Here is a 15,361-nt window from a genome sequence, read left to right on the forward strand (position 1 = left end):
GGCGACAGGTACAGTGACCACACCGTAATGTACGGTTCCACCCCCAGCGCCTGGCAATTTCCGGGCACGCCGCGGACGGGTGGCCGTCGCCGGTCGAGTGGGTGTGAACGAGATGGGCAACGGATGAGTTCGGTACTGGGAGTTTCGGTGGGGACGGGCGCGGTGCGCGTCGCACGTCCGCACGCCGGGAGTTCCGCCGGGCCCGCGTTCGGTGCGCCCGAGTCCTTCCCCGGCGCGGGATCCTCCGGCGCCCCCGGTCAATTCGATCTGCAGGCGGTGCCGGTCGGCGAACGCCGGGTGGAGGAATTGGCGGCCGATGCCGTCAGCGCGTTGCTGGCCGCCGATCCGCAGATCGCCGCGACTGCCATCGCCTACCGCGACGAACAGCACGCGCGCGGCATTCGCGCCGAGCTGGCTCGCCGGCAGCTGACCAATTACGAACTGGTGCCGGATGTGATCGCGGCGCTGGAATTCCTGGAATCCTCCGGCGAATTGCAGGCGCATCTGCCGTCGCCGGGCTACGGCACGCTGGCGCTCTACGATCTCGGCGCGTCCGGGCTGTCGGTGACGGTGGTCGATATCGGTTCGCGGCAGGTGTGTTTCAGCGAGCGCACCAGCGATATCAGCGGCGACTACCTGGATTCGCTGATCCGCGAACAGCAGATCGCGTCCGGCCGGATCGCGCATCCACCGGACCAGGCGGGCCTGGCGGCGCTGGACGCGTTGTGCCGCACCGCCAAAGAACAGCTCTCCACCAGCAGCGCCGTCGCACTGCCCTCGCCCGAGGGCCTGGTGCTGTTGTCCCAGGAGAATTTCGAAGCCCTGATCATGCTGGCCGTGGAGTCCTCGGCCCGCATGACCCGCGATGTCATCCTGCGCTCCGAACAGCAGGTGCAGGCGGTCGCCCTGATCGGCGGCGGCGCTCAGATCCCGCTGGTCGCAAAGGTTTTGCGGCGCTGGCTCGGCGTCCCGGTGATCGTTGCCCCCGGCCCGGAGAGCATCGCCAGCCGCGGCGCGGCCCTGCTGGCCCGCCCGGTCCGGCAGCGCCCCGCGGCCGTGCCCTTCCCGTCGGCCCCGGACGACGCCTCGTCGCTGCCCCCGCTGGACCCGGTCGCGGATTGGCTATCGACCGCGTCCCAGGCGGAGAAGCCGACCCGCCGCCGCGAGATCAGCATCGCAGGCGTGGCGGTCGGCGCCCTCGTGGTCGTGGCCGCCATCGGCGTCTCCCTCGGCTGGGGACCCCAAGTCCTGGAACACGATTCGCAGTCCTCCGACGCCACCACCTCGGCCACGGTCACCCCCAGCCGCCCCGCCACCGAATCCACCACCGTCGCCCCGACCACCACCGAGGCCACCAACGAATCCCTCGCCGTGCCCGCCCCGCGCCGCGAGACCACCACCACCGAGGCCCCGGCCCCCACCGCCGGCCCGAACACCATCACGATCATCCCCGGCCTCCCCCCGGTAATCGTGCCCACCATCCCGCCCCTCTTCCCGGCCCCGGCGGCCGCCGAAAACCAGCAGCAGCAATAACACTGACCTTGTAATCCCATTTGCGCTGTTCGCGAGGATCGTGAAAACACCCCCCGAGTCCGCCCCGTCGACTGCCAGAAGGGGGCGGACTCGGTGGGCCCGGCGCGGGCGCCGGACGGCGAGGACCTGCTGCGTTCAGTCCTCGCTCTCGGTTCCCACCGCCAGAGCTGTCGTTATCAATACCGACAGGGGTGGGAGTTTCTGATCTCGGGCGGGCGGCACCACCCAGTGACATCCTTCGCGGGTCCAGCGACCCAATCCGGTGGGCAGCATGACCGCGCTGCCGATCGCGGGAATGCCGATATCCAGCCGGTTCAGGGCTTCCAGCACCTGATCACCGGGCCGGCTGTCGGGTTCGGCGAGAAAGCTCCAGCGGATCTGCCGCGCCAGCATGGGCCCGGTGCGATGCTGGGATTGCAGTGCGGCGCGGACCTTTTCGGCCCGGGCGACCGGCAGGTGGATGATTCCGACCCGGCCGGTGACGGGAAGCATGACGAATCCGCCTCTTTCGGTGACCGGCAGCCCGAATTCGTGCCGGTAGTAGGACACCCAGTCCTCGACCGTCCTCAGCTTGTCCGCGTTCACCGCCCGACTCCTTCGTCTTGGTACCAGGGTCGCGCGGCCGGCCGCGGTAGGTGAATGCCCGCGCACCCGCCTTTCGCTGCCCTTTCGCTGCCCTTATTACCGATCCGTATATCCCCTGGTACCAGGTAGGTTTCGGACGTGGCCGCCGTCACGATGCGCGCATACCCTGGATGTCGGAGTTCGTTCGGAAGGGATGACATCGTGGTCCGGCACTGGTCAGGCAAAGAGGCCCGCGCCCTCCGCGATGCCAAACGCATGAGTATCCGGGAGTTCGCCGCACATCTGGGTGTGCACGAACGCCTGGTGTCGAAGTGGGAGGCCGGTGGTGACCGGGTGCATCCGCGCCCCGTCAATCAGGCCGCTCTCGATACTTCCCTTGCCAGGTCCGACGATGTTGTGCGGGCACGGTTCGCGGCTTTGATCGATCAACCCTTGATCGACCGCCCCGCCGTTCCCGGTTTCGATGTGCGTCAAGCCGGTTCCGATGTGCGGTCCGGCACCACGGCGCAAGCCAGTTATTCCAGCGACGCGGAACTGCTGGCACTCGTCGATACGGGTGCGATGAGAGGCGATGCGTTAGCGGCGATTTCGGAGAGGGATCTGATCATGGCGGCTGCCCATGAAGCAAGTGAGCACGCCGGTCGGGCGGAGAGCAGCAATGTGGGTGCGACCGCATTGGAGCAATTCGATGCGGATGTCACGCGCATCGCGAACGACTACGTGCATGTGCCGCCGGTGCCGATGATGGTGGAGATGTTGCGGGTGCGGCGTCGCGTGTACCGGTTGCTGGAAGGCCATCAACGTCCGGCCGATACTTCCCACCTATATCAACTGGCCGGAATTTTGTCCGGTCTGCTGGCCAATGCCTCCACCGATCTGGGCTATGTCGATGCGGCCGGCGAACAGGCCAGGGCCGCTTGGGCTTACGCGGAGCTGTGCGGGCACAACGGATTACGCGCCTGGACCCGCGGGATGCAGGCGCTCATCGAGTACCGGTCGGAGCAGCCGCGGCGCGCGGTGGTGCTGGCGCAGAGCGGACAGCAGTACGCGGAATCGGTGACCGCCCGGGTGCGGCTGCTCAATATCGAGGCCCGCATCTGGTCGCGGCTGGGCAGCGCCACCGATACCGAACGGTGCATCCGCGCGGCCGACGACGCGCGCGAGGGCGGCGGCAGCAGCGACACCCTGCACGACGAGGTCGGCGGCGTGTTCGGGTTCAACCAGCCCAAGAGCCATTACTACGCGGGCGCCACCTATATCCATCTCGGGCAGGCCGAGCTGGCGCTGGACGCCACCCGCCGGGCCATCGACCTGTATGCCAACGGCCCGACCGAGGAGCGGTCCTACGGCGCGGAGTCGCTGGCCCGGGTGGATTGCGCGACCGCGCACCTGATCAACGGCAGCCTGGACGGCGCGGCCGAAGCGCTCGAACCGGTGCTGCAATTGGAGGAGGACAAGCGCATCGCACAATTGGGTGAACGGCTCAGCAGTCTGCGCCGGCGGCTCGCCTCCCCGGATTTCCGGGACGCGGTCGAGGCCCGTCACCTGGACGAGCGCATCGAGGAGTTCTGCGGAACCAGCGCCGCCAAGGGCATGCTGTCGCTGGATGCCCCGCGCTGAAAATTCCTGGTTGCGGGCGGATGGCACCATAGGACGGGTGAGCACTGGTCACCTACCGCATCGATCCCCACGCGTTCTGGAGCAATCCACCAAGCTGCAGAACGTGCTCTACGAGATCCGTGGGCCGGTACACGCGCATGCGGCACGGCTGGAGGCCGAGGGACATCGCATCCTCAAGCTGAATATCGGCAATCCGGCGCCGTTCGGGTTCGACGCGCCCGACGTCATCATGCGCGACATGATCGCGGCGCTGCCGTACGCGCAGGGATACTCGGAGTCGAAGGGCATCCTGCCGGCGCGGCGGGCCATCTTCACCCGATACGAGCTGGTGCCGGGCTTCCCGGAGTTCGACGTCGACGACGTGTACCTGGGCAACGGCGTGTCCGAGCTGATCACCATCACCATGCAGGCGCTGCTCGACAACGGCGACGAGGTGCTGATCCCCGCGCCGGACTATCCGCTGTGGACGGCCATGACCTCGCTCGCGGGCGGCACCCCGGTGCACTACCTGTGCGACGAGTCCAATGACTGGCAGCCGGATATCGCCGATATGGAATCCAAGATCACGGACAAGACCAAGGCGATCGTCGTGATCAACCCGAACAACCCGACGGGTGCGGTCTATTCGGCGGAGGTGCTGCAGCAGGTCGTGGACCTGGCGCGCAAGCATCAGCTGCTGCTGCTCGCGGACGAGATCTACGACAAGATCCTCTACGACGATGCCAAGCACACGTCCCTTGCGACGCTCGCGCCCGACCTGCTGTGCCTGACCTTCAATGGTCTGTCCAAGGCGTACCGGGTGGCCGGATACCGCTCCGGCTGGCTGGTGATCACCGGGCCGAAGGATCACGCGGCCGGGTTCATCGAGGGCATCGATCTGCTGGCTTCGACCCGGCTCTGCCCGAATGTGCCTGCGCAGCATGCGATTCAGGTGGCGCTGGGCGGACATCAGAGCATCGAGGATCTGGTGCTGCCGGGCGGGCGACTACTCGAGCAGCGCGATGTGGCATGGGAGAAGCTCAACACCATTCCGGGCGTGTCGTGTGTGAAGCCGAAGGGCGCGCTGTACGCGTTCCCGCGGCTGGATCCGGAAGTGCACGAGATCCACGACGATTCGAAGCTGGTGCTCGACCTGTTGCTCCAGGAGAAGATCCTCATGGTGCAGGGGACCGGCTTCAACTGGCCGCATCACGACCACTTGCGGATCGTCACGCTGCCCTGGGCGCGGGACCTGTCGGTGGCGATCGAGCGGTTCGGAAACTTCCTCTCGAGCTATCGCCAATAGGGGTACTTGGGGTATTTGCCCTGTACCCTCGGGTACAGGGGACCGGATGGCCCCCTTGTGTCAGTGGCTAAAACAAACCGCTAGTACGAAAAAGTTGGGTTTTTAGAGACTTAGCTAGCGCAAAGAACTGACTTTTGTGTACAGTGGTCCTCGGCACTTCAAGTGCCCCGGCTGGACCGACTACCCCCCCTGGTCCGTCCAGCCCCGGGTTGCGTGGCCTACCCCCCCTGGGCCACCACCCCCCGGGCGGCGGAGACATCCCCCTGCTCTCCGCCGCCCCCTTAACTTTCTCCTCCGCCTCTCCGCGAATTCAGCGCGCGGCAGAGAGCCGTCTCCTGTTGGCAACGCGTGCCGGCGGTCGAGAGCCGAAACAATTTTGGGCGTACCCGGTGAGTTACCCCGATCCTTGCGAAATCAGTTGTCACCTTGGTGCACTGACCTCCGGGGAATGGGGAACCGTTTTCGTTTAGGCTCGTCGGGTGAGCGATCACCACCACCATCACCACGACCACTCCGGACCCATTGCGATCGGTGATACCGCCGCGCGGGTGGTGGTCGGGTTGCTCGTCGCCATCGGCGTGCTGGTTCTGGCCGGGGCGGTGTGGCTGTGGCCGAGTGCGCAGCACGTCGATATTCCGTTGCCGATGCAGAACGCGGGCGGCGGGGCCGTGGAGACCGAAGCGGGCACGGTGATCAGCCAGGACTTCGGGGCCTGCGGTAGCCCGTCGATCGGGAAGGTGTTCCCGGATGATCCACAGCCGCCGCGCAACAACTCCTACAGCTGTGATCGGAGCATCGTCTCGATCGATTCCGGGCCGCACCAGGGGAACAAGACGCTGCTCGAAATCGCCAAGGGGCCGGGGCAACCCGAGCTGCACCAGGGTGACAAGATCCGGATCGTGCGGCAGGCGGATCCCAATGGGACGCCGATGTATTCGTTCGAGGACTTCGCGCGCGGGCTGCCGCTGACCATCATCGCCATCGTGTTCGCGGTGGTGATCATCGTGGTGGCGCGCTGGCGCGGGTTGCGGGCGCTGCTCGGGCTGGTGTTCGCGTTCGGGGTGCTGGTGGTGTTCCTGTTGCCGGCGCTGCTGGACGGGAAGCCGGCGATTCCGGTCGCGCTGGTGTCGGGAGCGCTGATTCTCTACGCGGTGCTGTACCTCGCGCACGGGGTGAATCTGCGCACCAGTTCGGCGCTGCTGGGCACTTTGACCTCGATGGTGCTGGCGGCGGTGCTGTCGTGGGTGGTCCTGGAGATGACGCATCTGACGGGGCTCTCGGAAGAGCAGAACACCAATGTGGCCACGTATCTGCAGCATGTCAGCATTACCGGATTGCTGTTGGCGGGCTTCATCATCGGTTCGCTGGGCGTGCTCAACGATGTGACCATCACGCAGGCGTCGGCGGCGTTCGAGCTCGCGGCGCTGGACGAGAAGGCCACGCGCCGCAGCATTTTCGCCGCCGCCATGCGCGTCGGCCGGGACCACATCGCCAGTACCGTCTACACCCTGGTGCTCGCCTACGCCGGCGGCGCACTGCCCCTGCTGCTGCTGTTCAGTGTGGCGGGGCGGTCCATTCGCGATGTGCTCACCGGTGACGCGGTCGGCATCGAGATCGCGCGGTCTGCGGTCGGCGGTATCGCACTGGCCATGTCGGTGCCGTTGACCACCCTCATCGCGGTCATGCTGGCCCGCCCCTTCGGTGCCAAGCCGGTCCCCGCGCCCGCCCGGAAACGCCCGGCGGCCAAGGCCGGTGCGCGAACCGGTCCGCGCGCCGCCGGTAACCGCACGCCCGCGGCCCGCCGGACCCGGACCGAAGCGGACCTGGACGCGGATGTCTCGCTCGGTGATCCGGGCACCCCGGAATCGCCGACCGTCCCCCGCACCGCCACGGTCGTCCCACCCGCCCCCCGAATCACCCTGCAGCCCAACGGTCCCCGAACCGGCGACTGGCCCGCGCAACCGCGCACCGGCGAGTTTCCGGCCTATGGCGGCAATACGCCGCAGCAGCCGAACTCCGGCAACTATCCGCCCCGCGGTGATCAAGCGCCGCAACAGCCGAACGCCGGGAACTATCCGCCCCGGGGTGATCAAACGCCGCAACAGCCGAACTCCGGGAACTATCCGCCGCACGGTGATCAAACGCCGCAGCAGCCGACCACGGGGAGCTTTCCGGCCTTCGGTAATCAAGCGGCGGGGCAGCCGACTACCGGAAGCTTTCCGGCTTTCGGTGATCCAGCGGCGGGGCAGCCTGCCACCGGGGGTTACTCGCCTTACCGCGGCCGAACGCCGGGGCGATTCGATTCCGGGGACTACCAGGCCGCACCCGAGCCGCAACAGGATTGGTTCGGGTCGGAGCCGGAGCCGGAGCCGGAGCAGGCGGCGTGGCCGGAGCAGTCCGGGTGGCCGGAGACGCCGCCCGAGCCGCCGCGCGGCGGCAGGCATTCCCGGCCCGAGTAATGAGATCGCGCCCGGCTCCTTCGGGCCGGGCGCGATTTCTTTTGCGCGCCAGGCTGTTCCAGGTCGCGCGCCGGGGTTCTGGCCTGGTCGGCCGGAGCTGGCAGGCGTGTTCGCGGCTCCGGGTTCAGTTCGCGGCGGCTTCGATCAGAGCTGCGACGCCTGCGGGGTCGGTGGCGAAATGGTCGAAACCGGTCGGCACGCTCGATTCGGCGAACGATACTTCGTTATCCGGTTGTGGGGGCAGTCCCGGCACCGGAAGTCGTACGGCGGCATGCAGATCCCGCACGCCGGTCAATTCGAGGACGCGGCGGGCATTGTCGGCGCGGAGGCCGCCGCAGGCCATCACGTCGATGCGGCCCGCGGCCAGGTTCACCAGGCGCGCGATCAGCGGGGCGCCGTCGAGAACCGACAGCTGGCGGCCGGAGGTGAGGAGCCTGGTGAAACCGAGTTCGAGGAGCGTGTCGAAACCGCTGTAGGGGTCGGTGCAGATATCGAAGGCGCGGTGGAAGGTGGCCTGCATGCCGTCAGCGGCGGCGCGCAGTTCGGCGTTGGCGGCGCGATCCACATTGCCGTCCGCGTCCAGCACGCCGAACACCACGCCGTGCGCGCCGAGCCGCCGGGCCCATTCGATATCGGTGCGGATCAGCTCGATCTCCTCGGGCGCGTACCGGAAATCGCCGGTGCGCGGCCGAATCAGCACGTGCACCTCGGTATCGGTGACCGCGCCCACGGCCGCTTCGATGAGCGCGGCGGACGGGGTGAGGCCGCCGCCGGACAATCCGGTGCCCAGTTCGACCCGGGACGCGCCCGCCGCGTCCGCGATCCGGACCCCGGCGAGGTTCTCCACGGCGATCTCGACCCTTACCGGCTGCGCATCCGTCATACCTTGCAGTATGGGCGAAACCTCCCCACTTCGTTTGCCTGGGATTAGCGGAATGGCGCTGACCAGGTCAGGAGACCGCGGTCTCGGGTAGCGAACCGACCGCTCGCTGGTAGGCGACGGCCAGATCGTCGCCGACCGGCGCGTGCGTGCGCGGGTGCAGGAAGTCACGCAGGTTGGTGCCCGTGCAGGCGGAGTCCACATTGCGGGCGCCGCGCGCGGCCGTCACATCCGCGAGGTGCACGGTGCGGAAGTCGATGGAGAAACGGGTCACGCCGGAATCGTTCGGCAGTGAGGAATGCAGCTGGTTCGCGGAGAACATCATGAGCCCGCCGCGTTCGGGCAGGACCACGGTATTCGGCTCCAGTTCGGCGTCGCCGGTGATGCGCGGCTGTATCCGGGTGTCCTTGCCGACATGGCTGGCGGCATTGAAACGCGAGGTGCGATTCCATTCGTCGTAGTCGTAGCCGTCCGACGAATTCGGTACGGGCTGTGCGAAATAGCGGGGATGGAAGCACATTGCATTGCGCTCGGTCACCTCGAAGATCGGCAGCCACCAGTTGATCTGGCAGAACGGGGCCGAGTACCAGGTGTCGCGATGGGCGTGGAAGACATAGGAAATCCCCGTGGTCAGATACCCGTCCGAAGTCGAAGTGCGCAGCCGCGGCACATCGAAATAGGTCTGCTCGTCGCACCCCATGGCCGCCATCACCCCGGCCACCAGTTCCTTCGATTTCGGATGGTGAATGAACCGCGGTTTGAGTTCGGCGAGGATCTGCACCATCCGCTCCACCGGCAATTCGTGCTGCGCCGTCCGCGGATCCAGCTCCCCGAACGCCTCGCCGATCAACTCCCGCGCGAAATCCACCAGCGCGGTGGTGGCCGGGTTCGCGGGAAAGGCGCACACCGCCCCCCGGTAGATCAGTTCGCGACGTTCGGCCTCGGTGACGGTGGGTGCGGAGTACACAACTGTCATGATCTTGTCCCGGAAGAGGTTTGGGGCACGCTGAATTCGGACCCTAACCCACCCATCGCACCGGCCCGCCCGCATGCAACCAACACGCCCGAACACCGGCTTTGCTTCGGCGTGCCATGCCCGATTCGGGGTATTACACGCCGCAATCCCCATCTGCCCTCGTCATTCCGGCGTGCTCTCAGCCGGAATCCACACGGCTCGCTCGGGCGTGGACCCCGGCTTGAAGCATGCCGGGATGACGGAGTGGGCTGCGCCGCCCGGATGACCGAGAAGGGCGGCGCTACCGAGTGGTAGCGCCGCCCTTCGTCAGTTGTGTTCGGCGGTCGGATCTTTCGATCCGGTTGGTCCGATCAGCTCTTCTTGCCCGGCGACTTGGCGTTGGACTTGAAGCCCAGGCCACCCGGCTTGGCGGCCGGCGGCGGCGGAGTGCTGCCGTTGCCTTCCGACTTGCCGTTGCCTTCCGACGTGCCGTTGGTCTCCGACGCGGCCGGAGCCGGCGCGGCGGGGGCCTCGGGAGCGGCTGCCGGCGCCGCGGGAGCCTCGGCGGCCGGAGCCGGATCCGCCGGAGCCGCAGGGGCTTCCGCCGGAGCGGCCGGAGCCTTCGGGCCGGGGCGCTTCAGACCGGACTTCATGGCCAGGCCCTTGGCCGCGATGGTCGGCTTGGCCTCGGCCGGAGCTGCGGCGGCCGGAGCCGAATCAGCGGGAGCCGCAGCGGTTTCCGGAGCGGCGGCGGCCGGAGCCGCTTCCGCCGGAGCCGCGGGGGCCTCGGTCTTCGCACCGGGAGCCTTGGCGGCGCCCTTCATCGCGAGGCCGCCGGGCTTGGCGCCCGGAGCCTTGAGCCCGCCCTTCATGGCGAGCCCGCCCGGCTTGGCGGCCGGGGTGGCCGGAGCCGAAGTGCCTTCGGCCGGAGCGGCCTCGGCGGGGGCGGCAGCCTCGGCGGGAGCGGCCGGAGCGGCCTTCGCGCCGGGGGTCTTCAGCCCGCCCTTCATGGCCAGGCCGCCCGGCTTGGCGCCGGGAGCCTTGAGGCCGCCCTTCATGGCGAGACCCTTGGCCGGTGCCGGGGTGCCTTCGGCCGGGGCGGCTTCGGTGGAAGCCGGAGCGGCGGAGGCGGATTCGGCGGGTGCGGCGGCGGGCTTGGCGCCGGGGGCCTTGAGGCCGCCCTTCATGCCCAGACCCTTGCCGCCACCCGGCGGCTTCAGGCCACCCTTCATGCCCAGGCCACCACCGGCCGGTGCGGCCTTCGGCTCGGCCGCCGGGGCCGGAGCTTCGGCGACGGCTGCTTCGGCCTTGGCGGGCTCGGGCTCGGAAACCGGTTCGGGCTCTTCGACCTTGGGCTGCTGAACAACCTTGAGGTTCTCGGTCAGCTGCGCGGCCTCGATGCGGTCGATGGACTGCAGCATCAGCTGCGCCACATCCACCACCTCGACACCCTGACCGACCTCGCCACCATCCTTACGCGCGGTGACACCATCGGTCAGCATCACGCGACAGAACGGGCAACCGGTCGCGATCATCGACGGCTCGTTACCACCATTGAGCGTGGACAGCGCCTCATCGACACGGTCGACGTTGATGCGCTTGCCCAGCTGTTCTTCCATCCACATGCGGGCACCACCGGCACCACAGCACATCGAACGCTCACCGTGACGCGGCATCTCCACCAGCGTCGAGCCCGAAGCCTCCATCAGCTCACGCGGCGCGTTGTAGATCTTGTTGTGCCGGCCCAGGTAGCACGGATCGTGATAGGTCACGTTCTGCGCCACCGGCGACACCGGCACCAGCGACTTGGCCCGCACCAGACGATTCAGCAACTGCGTGTGGTGCACCACCTCGTAGGTGCCACCGACCTGCGGATACTCGTTGTTGAGCGCGTTGAAGCAATGCGCGCAGGTGACGACGATCTTCTTCTTCGCCTGCTCCACACCCTCGAACACCGAGTTCAACAACTCGATGTTCTGCATCGCCAGCTGCTGGAACAGGAACTCGTTGCCCGCACGACGCGCCGAGTCACCGGTGCAGGTCTCCTCCTGACCCAGCACCATGAACTTCACCCCGGCGGTCGCCAACAACTCCGCGACGGCCTTGGTGGTCTTCTTCGCCCGGTCCTCGTACGCGCCGGCACACCCGACCCAAAACAGGTATTCGTAGCCGTCGAAGGAATCAGCGTCCTTACCGAAGACCGGGATCTCGAAATCGACCTCGGAGATCCAATTCAGCCGGTCCTTGGCGTTCTGACCCCACGGATTGCCCTTGTTCTCCAGGTTCTTGAACAGACCCGCGAGCTCGGACGGGAACTCCGACTCGATCAGCACCTGATACCGGCGCATATCGATGATGTGATCCACGTGCTCGATATCGACCGGGCACTGCTCCACACACGCACCACAGGTCGTGCACGACCACAACACCTCGGGATCGATGATGCCGTTGACATCCTCGTGCCCGACCAGCGGCCGCTCCGCCTCGGCGCGCGCCTCGGCCGAAATCTTCGCCAGCGCAGCCTCGTTCGGCTTGCCCTCGGCATCGACCAGACCGATCTCGTCGCCGCCCATGTCCTTGCGGCCACCGGCCAGCAGGTACGGCGCCTTGGCGTAACCGTGGTCACGCAGCGACATGATCAGCAGCTTCGGCGACAGCGGCTTACCGGTATTCCAAGCGGGGCACTGGGATTGGCAGCGACCGCATTCGGTGCAGGTGGTGACGTCGAGGATGTCCTTCCAGGAGAAGTCCTCGAACTTGCCGACGCCGAAGGTGTCGTTGTCCGGATCCGCGGTCTCCATGTCGATGGGCTTGCCGCCCGACATCATCGGCTTCAGCGCGCCCAGCGCGACGTCGCCGTCCTGCTCACGCTTGAAGTAGATGTTCGGGAACGCGGCGAACCGGTGCCAGGCCACGCCCCAGGTGGTGTTGCGGCCGACCAGCAGCAGGAACAGCGCGCCGGAGCACAGCTTCACGAATGCGAAGACGGACACCAGGGTCGGGCTGGCGGGCAGCAGCTTGGCGACCTGCTCGGTGAAAAAGTCGCTCCAGGTGTGGGATTCGCCATAGGCGGCGATCTTCCCGGCCTTCACCAGCACCATGCCGAGGCCCTCGACGAGCACGATGGACTCGATCACGTAGGCGGGCGCGAACTTCGATCCGCTGAAGCGCGACAGGCGTTCCGGCACGCGCGGATGGTTCAGCTGCCGGATGACGATCAGCACCACGATGCCGACAACCGTTCCGATGCCGAGGATTTCGTCCATCAGGTGGTAGATGCCCCAGGACCCGATGATCGGCCAGTGGAACTCGCCGTCGAAGGTCTGGCCGTAGGCCTCGAACCAGAGGATGAAACCGGCCAGGAAGCCGATCATGACCAGCCAGTGCGCCCAGCCCACGGTGCGGAACTTGTTCATCCGCGTATGCGCCAGGAACTCGACCATCATGGTCTTGAAGCGGGGGAAGAACGGCCGCCAGCGATCCGGCGCGGACTGGCCGACCATGATGGTGCGGGCGATACCGCGTACGCCGCCGAAGAACGACGCCCACGCGATTAACGTGAACGCCGCTCCAATCGTGCCCAGCGTCACTGTCAGGGCATTCATGTCCGCGACCTTTCTCGGAGTGTCAACGTGCTTGCCGAGCGGCGTCTACCGCTCCGGGTTGCTCGTATCCTAACGGACGGTAAGTTACCCGCCGGTAACTTAACTGCATAGGGTTTCTCACACCGTAAATCCCGGCATTTCGCCTCACCAACCAAGGGCAGGCTTACTTTGAAAACCCGGGCCGCTTCCTTATGAAAGCAATGTCGCATCTGTCCGGGTGATCGACTAGGCTCACGCTGTCCGACAGCTGTGCGCATCTTCACATGCTCGGGGAAGGTTCGCCGTTTGGCGCGTGGCAGGGCCCGGAGGGAAGCTCGGGCCTCGCGTGGTGACAGATGAGCACAGACTGCTGTACCTGATGACGGATTGGAAAAAAACCGAATGAAGCTTCGCAGCACCACTGCGGCGGCTGCCCTGGTCATTGGCGCTATGACCGTCGGGATGTCCTCTGCCCACGCCGATACCGCCCCTGCCACCGAGGGCAACATCCAGTACTCCACCAAGATGGAGGAGAAGGACGGCACCAAGGTAGTCGTCTCCAAGCTCAAGAACGGCACGTTCGAGCTCGCCGAAGTCGAGGGTGCGACGCCCGAAGACAAGAAGCAGACCGTGGTGAACGTCAAGGACATCTCCGGCGCCACCACCATCACCTTCCCCCTCTCGTTCTCCGTCGGCGGCACCCCCGTCGAGGTGAAGTCCGAGCTCAAGGAGAACGGCACCGTCCTGCAGGTGACCCCCGAGAAGCCGGAAGGCTTCCAGCCGGGCACCCAGCCGGTCGTGGCGCAGGCCCAGCCGATCGCCTCGGCCACCGAGAACCAGCGCGCGATGTCGAACTTCTCGACCCAGTTCGCCCTGGCGACCGGTATCGGCACCTTCGTGGGCACCGCGCTCGGCGCGGTCATCGGCTGCATCGTGACCATCCCGGCCGGCTGCGTGCCCGGACTGGTGCTGGGCGCCGGTGTCGGCGGCATCATCGGCACCATCGTCGCCGGTGGCCCGACCCTGGTCGCCGCGGGCCTGGAGCTGATCCAGGTGCTGCAGGCCGCGGACGGCACCACCAAGTGGGCCAACTGAGCTAGTACCGCACAACGGCCCGTCCTCCTCGTAGGGACGGGCCGTTGTCGTATCTATAGGGGGCATTAGGGGATTCGGGGCAATAGTCCGCTCCGTGTGTCGCCCCATTCATCGGGTTAGTCCGAATGGTCCCCCGGAAAAGCGAATCCCCCCACACCCATTGGATGTGAGGGGAACTCCCCGAATGCGAGGCTGAAGCTCAGGCGCCCCAGCCCGCGCAGGCGGCGCCACCGGAAGAAATGGTGCACAGGGTCTTGAGCAGGGCGAAGAGTGCGCCAGTGATACCGGTGTCAGCGACGAAGAACATGTAATCAACCTCGAAAGATAGTGTGGGCCAGGAGTGCTGGGTTGCAACCAGTTCGCGGATACCTTACCGAGATTTGCGGTATTCTCCTAGTCCCTTTTACGGGGGTGTTTCCGATATCTCAGGGCAATTCCAGACGGCCGGTCTGTGACACCGTGCCCTTGCGCCGTCCGAAGCGCGCGAATGTGCGTTCCGTCATTTCGAAGCGGCCGTCCTCGCGAACCAGCAGCACCGTGCTGCAGCGGGTGCCGTGCATCGGATGGGTGACGAAGCGGGAGGACACGGCGCGCTCGCCGTATCGGCCCAGGCCGGTGTGCGGGAGTTCGGCGCGCGGCGCGCGGGTGCGATCGGCCAGCACGTCCAGGTAGCCCGCGGTATTCGCGGGATCGGCGGCGACCACGTCGGCCAGGGCGCGCACGCCGTCACGGACCTTCGGCCAGGCGGGAGTGGCGGTCCCCGTGCGGATCTCGCGGCCGTCGGGCTCCAGCGTGCCCACCAGGCAGCCGTTCGAGACGCCGTGGAAGCCGGGGGCGAGTTCGCGCGGGGCCTGTGCGCTGCGATTGCTGTGCCACCACAGCGTCTCCAGATCCGAGACCACCAGATTGAATCCGTTGTAATCGTCGGGCGTGGCGGCCACCCCGCGCACGAACTTCTCCGGGCCCGCGTCACCGCGCAGGAAATCCAGCAGCAGCGCGCCGCGCGAACGCGCGTCGGGGCGGGCCTCGTCCGGGCCGCGCACATTGGTGACGGTGGCGAAGCGATGCGAATTCTCGGCCACGCCGAGCCAGGTGCCGGGGGTAGCGCCCGCCGCGCCGAGATCCCGCCCGGCCAGCAATCCCGGCACCTCGTCCCAGCGGCGCAGGGATTCCGTTGGGCGGGTATAGAACTCGTCCCGATTGGCGGCGACGATCAATCGGTAATCCGGATGCGCCTTCCAGCCGAGCAACACCAAACACATGGATCCAGGATGCCCGAGCGCCCCGGTGCGCGTCTCCTGCCCGATGGCTGCCCCGCTACCGCCCGAACACTGCCCGGTCGTACCCTGTGACCCCGGAAAGCGA

At 67.1% G+C, this 15,361-nt stretch carries 9 protein-coding genes and 1 pseudogene; 5 read left to right on the top strand and 5 right to left on the bottom strand.

Going from position 1 to position 15,361, the window contains the following annotated elements:
* Positions 1-123: 123 nt before the first annotated feature.
* Complete coding sequence (locus LTV02_RS32945) at positions 124-1,533, top strand: Hsp70 family protein (RefSeq protein WP_233035555.1); 1,410 nt, start codon at positions 124-126, stop codon at positions 1,531-1,533.
* A 135-nt stretch (positions 1,534-1,668) separates the two neighbouring features.
* Here the strand turns inward: LTV02_RS32945 and LTV02_RS32950 are convergent, their stop codons facing one another.
* Positions 1,669-2,118 (bottom strand): hypothetical protein, encoded by a 450-nt coding sequence (locus tag LTV02_RS32950; RefSeq protein ID WP_233035556.1) that lies wholly within the window; start codon positions 2,116-2,118, stop codon positions 1,669-1,671.
* Positions 2,119-2,319: 201 nt separating this feature from the next.
* On the opposite strand from LTV02_RS32950, the gene LTV02_RS32955 reads away from it, so the two are divergent.
* From LTV02_RS32955 to LTV02_RS32965, 3 genes and pseudogenes are all read left to right on the top strand, one after another.
* A complete protein-coding gene (locus LTV02_RS32955; protein WP_233035557.1) occupies positions 2,320-3,738 on the top strand; it encodes a helix-turn-helix domain-containing protein in 1,419 nt (472 codons plus the stop codon).
* A gap of 28 nt (positions 3,739-3,766) precedes the next feature.
* Positions 3,767-5,023: a pyridoxal phosphate-dependent aminotransferase gene (locus tag LTV02_RS32960; protein WP_157762583.1), complete on the top strand. Its 1,257-nt coding sequence runs from the start codon at positions 3,767-3,769 to the stop codon at positions 5,021-5,023.
* 479 nt (positions 5,024-5,502) lie between these two features.
* Positions 5,503-6,768, top strand: a pseudogene (locus tag LTV02_RS32965) (YibE/F family protein); the annotation flags it as partial.
* Between the two features lie 838 nt (positions 6,769-7,606).
* Here the strand turns inward: LTV02_RS32965 and LTV02_RS32970 are convergent.
* The 3 genes from LTV02_RS32970 to LTV02_RS32980 form a co-directional block, all read right to left on the bottom strand.
* Positions 7,607-8,365, bottom strand: a complete 759-nt coding sequence (locus LTV02_RS32970) for a copper homeostasis protein CutC (protein WP_233035558.1) — start codon at positions 8,363-8,365, stop codon at positions 7,607-7,609.
* 67 nt (positions 8,366-8,432) lie between these two features.
* On the bottom strand, positions 8,433-9,338 hold the full coding sequence (locus LTV02_RS32975) for a phytanoyl-CoA dioxygenase family protein (RefSeq protein WP_233035559.1): 906 nt from the start codon (positions 9,336-9,338) through the stop codon (positions 8,433-8,435).
* A 350-nt stretch (positions 9,339-9,688) separates the two neighbouring features.
* Entirely contained in the window at positions 9,689-12,922 is a 3,234-nt protein-coding gene (locus LTV02_RS32980) for a (Fe-S)-binding protein (RefSeq protein WP_233035560.1), read from the bottom strand.
* A 441-nt stretch (positions 12,923-13,363) separates the two neighbouring features.
* Between LTV02_RS32980 and LTV02_RS32985 the strand changes: the two genes are divergently transcribed.
* Entirely contained in the window at positions 13,364-13,996 is a 633-nt protein-coding gene (locus tag LTV02_RS32985) for a hypothetical protein (RefSeq protein ID WP_233035561.1), read from the top strand.
* A gap of 425 nt (positions 13,997-14,421) precedes the next feature.
* On the opposite strand, the gene LTV02_RS32990 is transcribed toward LTV02_RS32985, so the two are convergent.
* On the bottom strand, positions 14,422-15,258 hold the full coding sequence (locus LTV02_RS32990) for an NRDE family protein (protein ID WP_067723564.1): 837 nt from the start codon (positions 15,256-15,258) through the stop codon (positions 14,422-14,424).
* Positions 15,259-15,361: the final 103 nt, after the last annotated feature.

The sequence above is a fragment of the Nocardia yamanashiensis genome (assembly GCF_021183565.1).
GTDB lineage: Bacteria > Actinomycetota > Actinomycetes > Mycobacteriales > Mycobacteriaceae > Nocardia > Nocardia yamanashiensis.

Coding starts and splice junctions, on each gene's coding strand:
- LTV02_RS32945 (WP_233035555.1), top strand. CDS start 124: ATGAGTTCGGTACTGGGAGTTTCGGTGGGGACGGGCGCGGTGCGCGTC.
- LTV02_RS32970 (WP_233035558.1), bottom strand. CDS start 8,365: ATGACGGATGCGCAGCCGGTAAGGGTCGAGATCGCCGTGGAGAACCTC.
- LTV02_RS32975 (WP_233035559.1), bottom strand. CDS start 9,338: ATGACAGTTGTGTACTCCGCACCCACCGTCACCGAGGCCGAACGTCGC.
- LTV02_RS32980 (WP_233035560.1), bottom strand. CDS start 12,922: ATGAATGCCCTGACAGTGACGCTGGGCACGATTGGAGCGGCGTTCACG.
- LTV02_RS32985 (WP_233035561.1), top strand. CDS start 13,364: ATGTCCTCTGCCCACGCCGATACCGCCCCTGCCACCGAGGGCAACATC.
- LTV02_RS32990 (WP_067723564.1), bottom strand. CDS start 15,258: ATGTGTTTGGTGTTGCTCGGCTGGAAGGCGCATCCGGATTACCGATTG.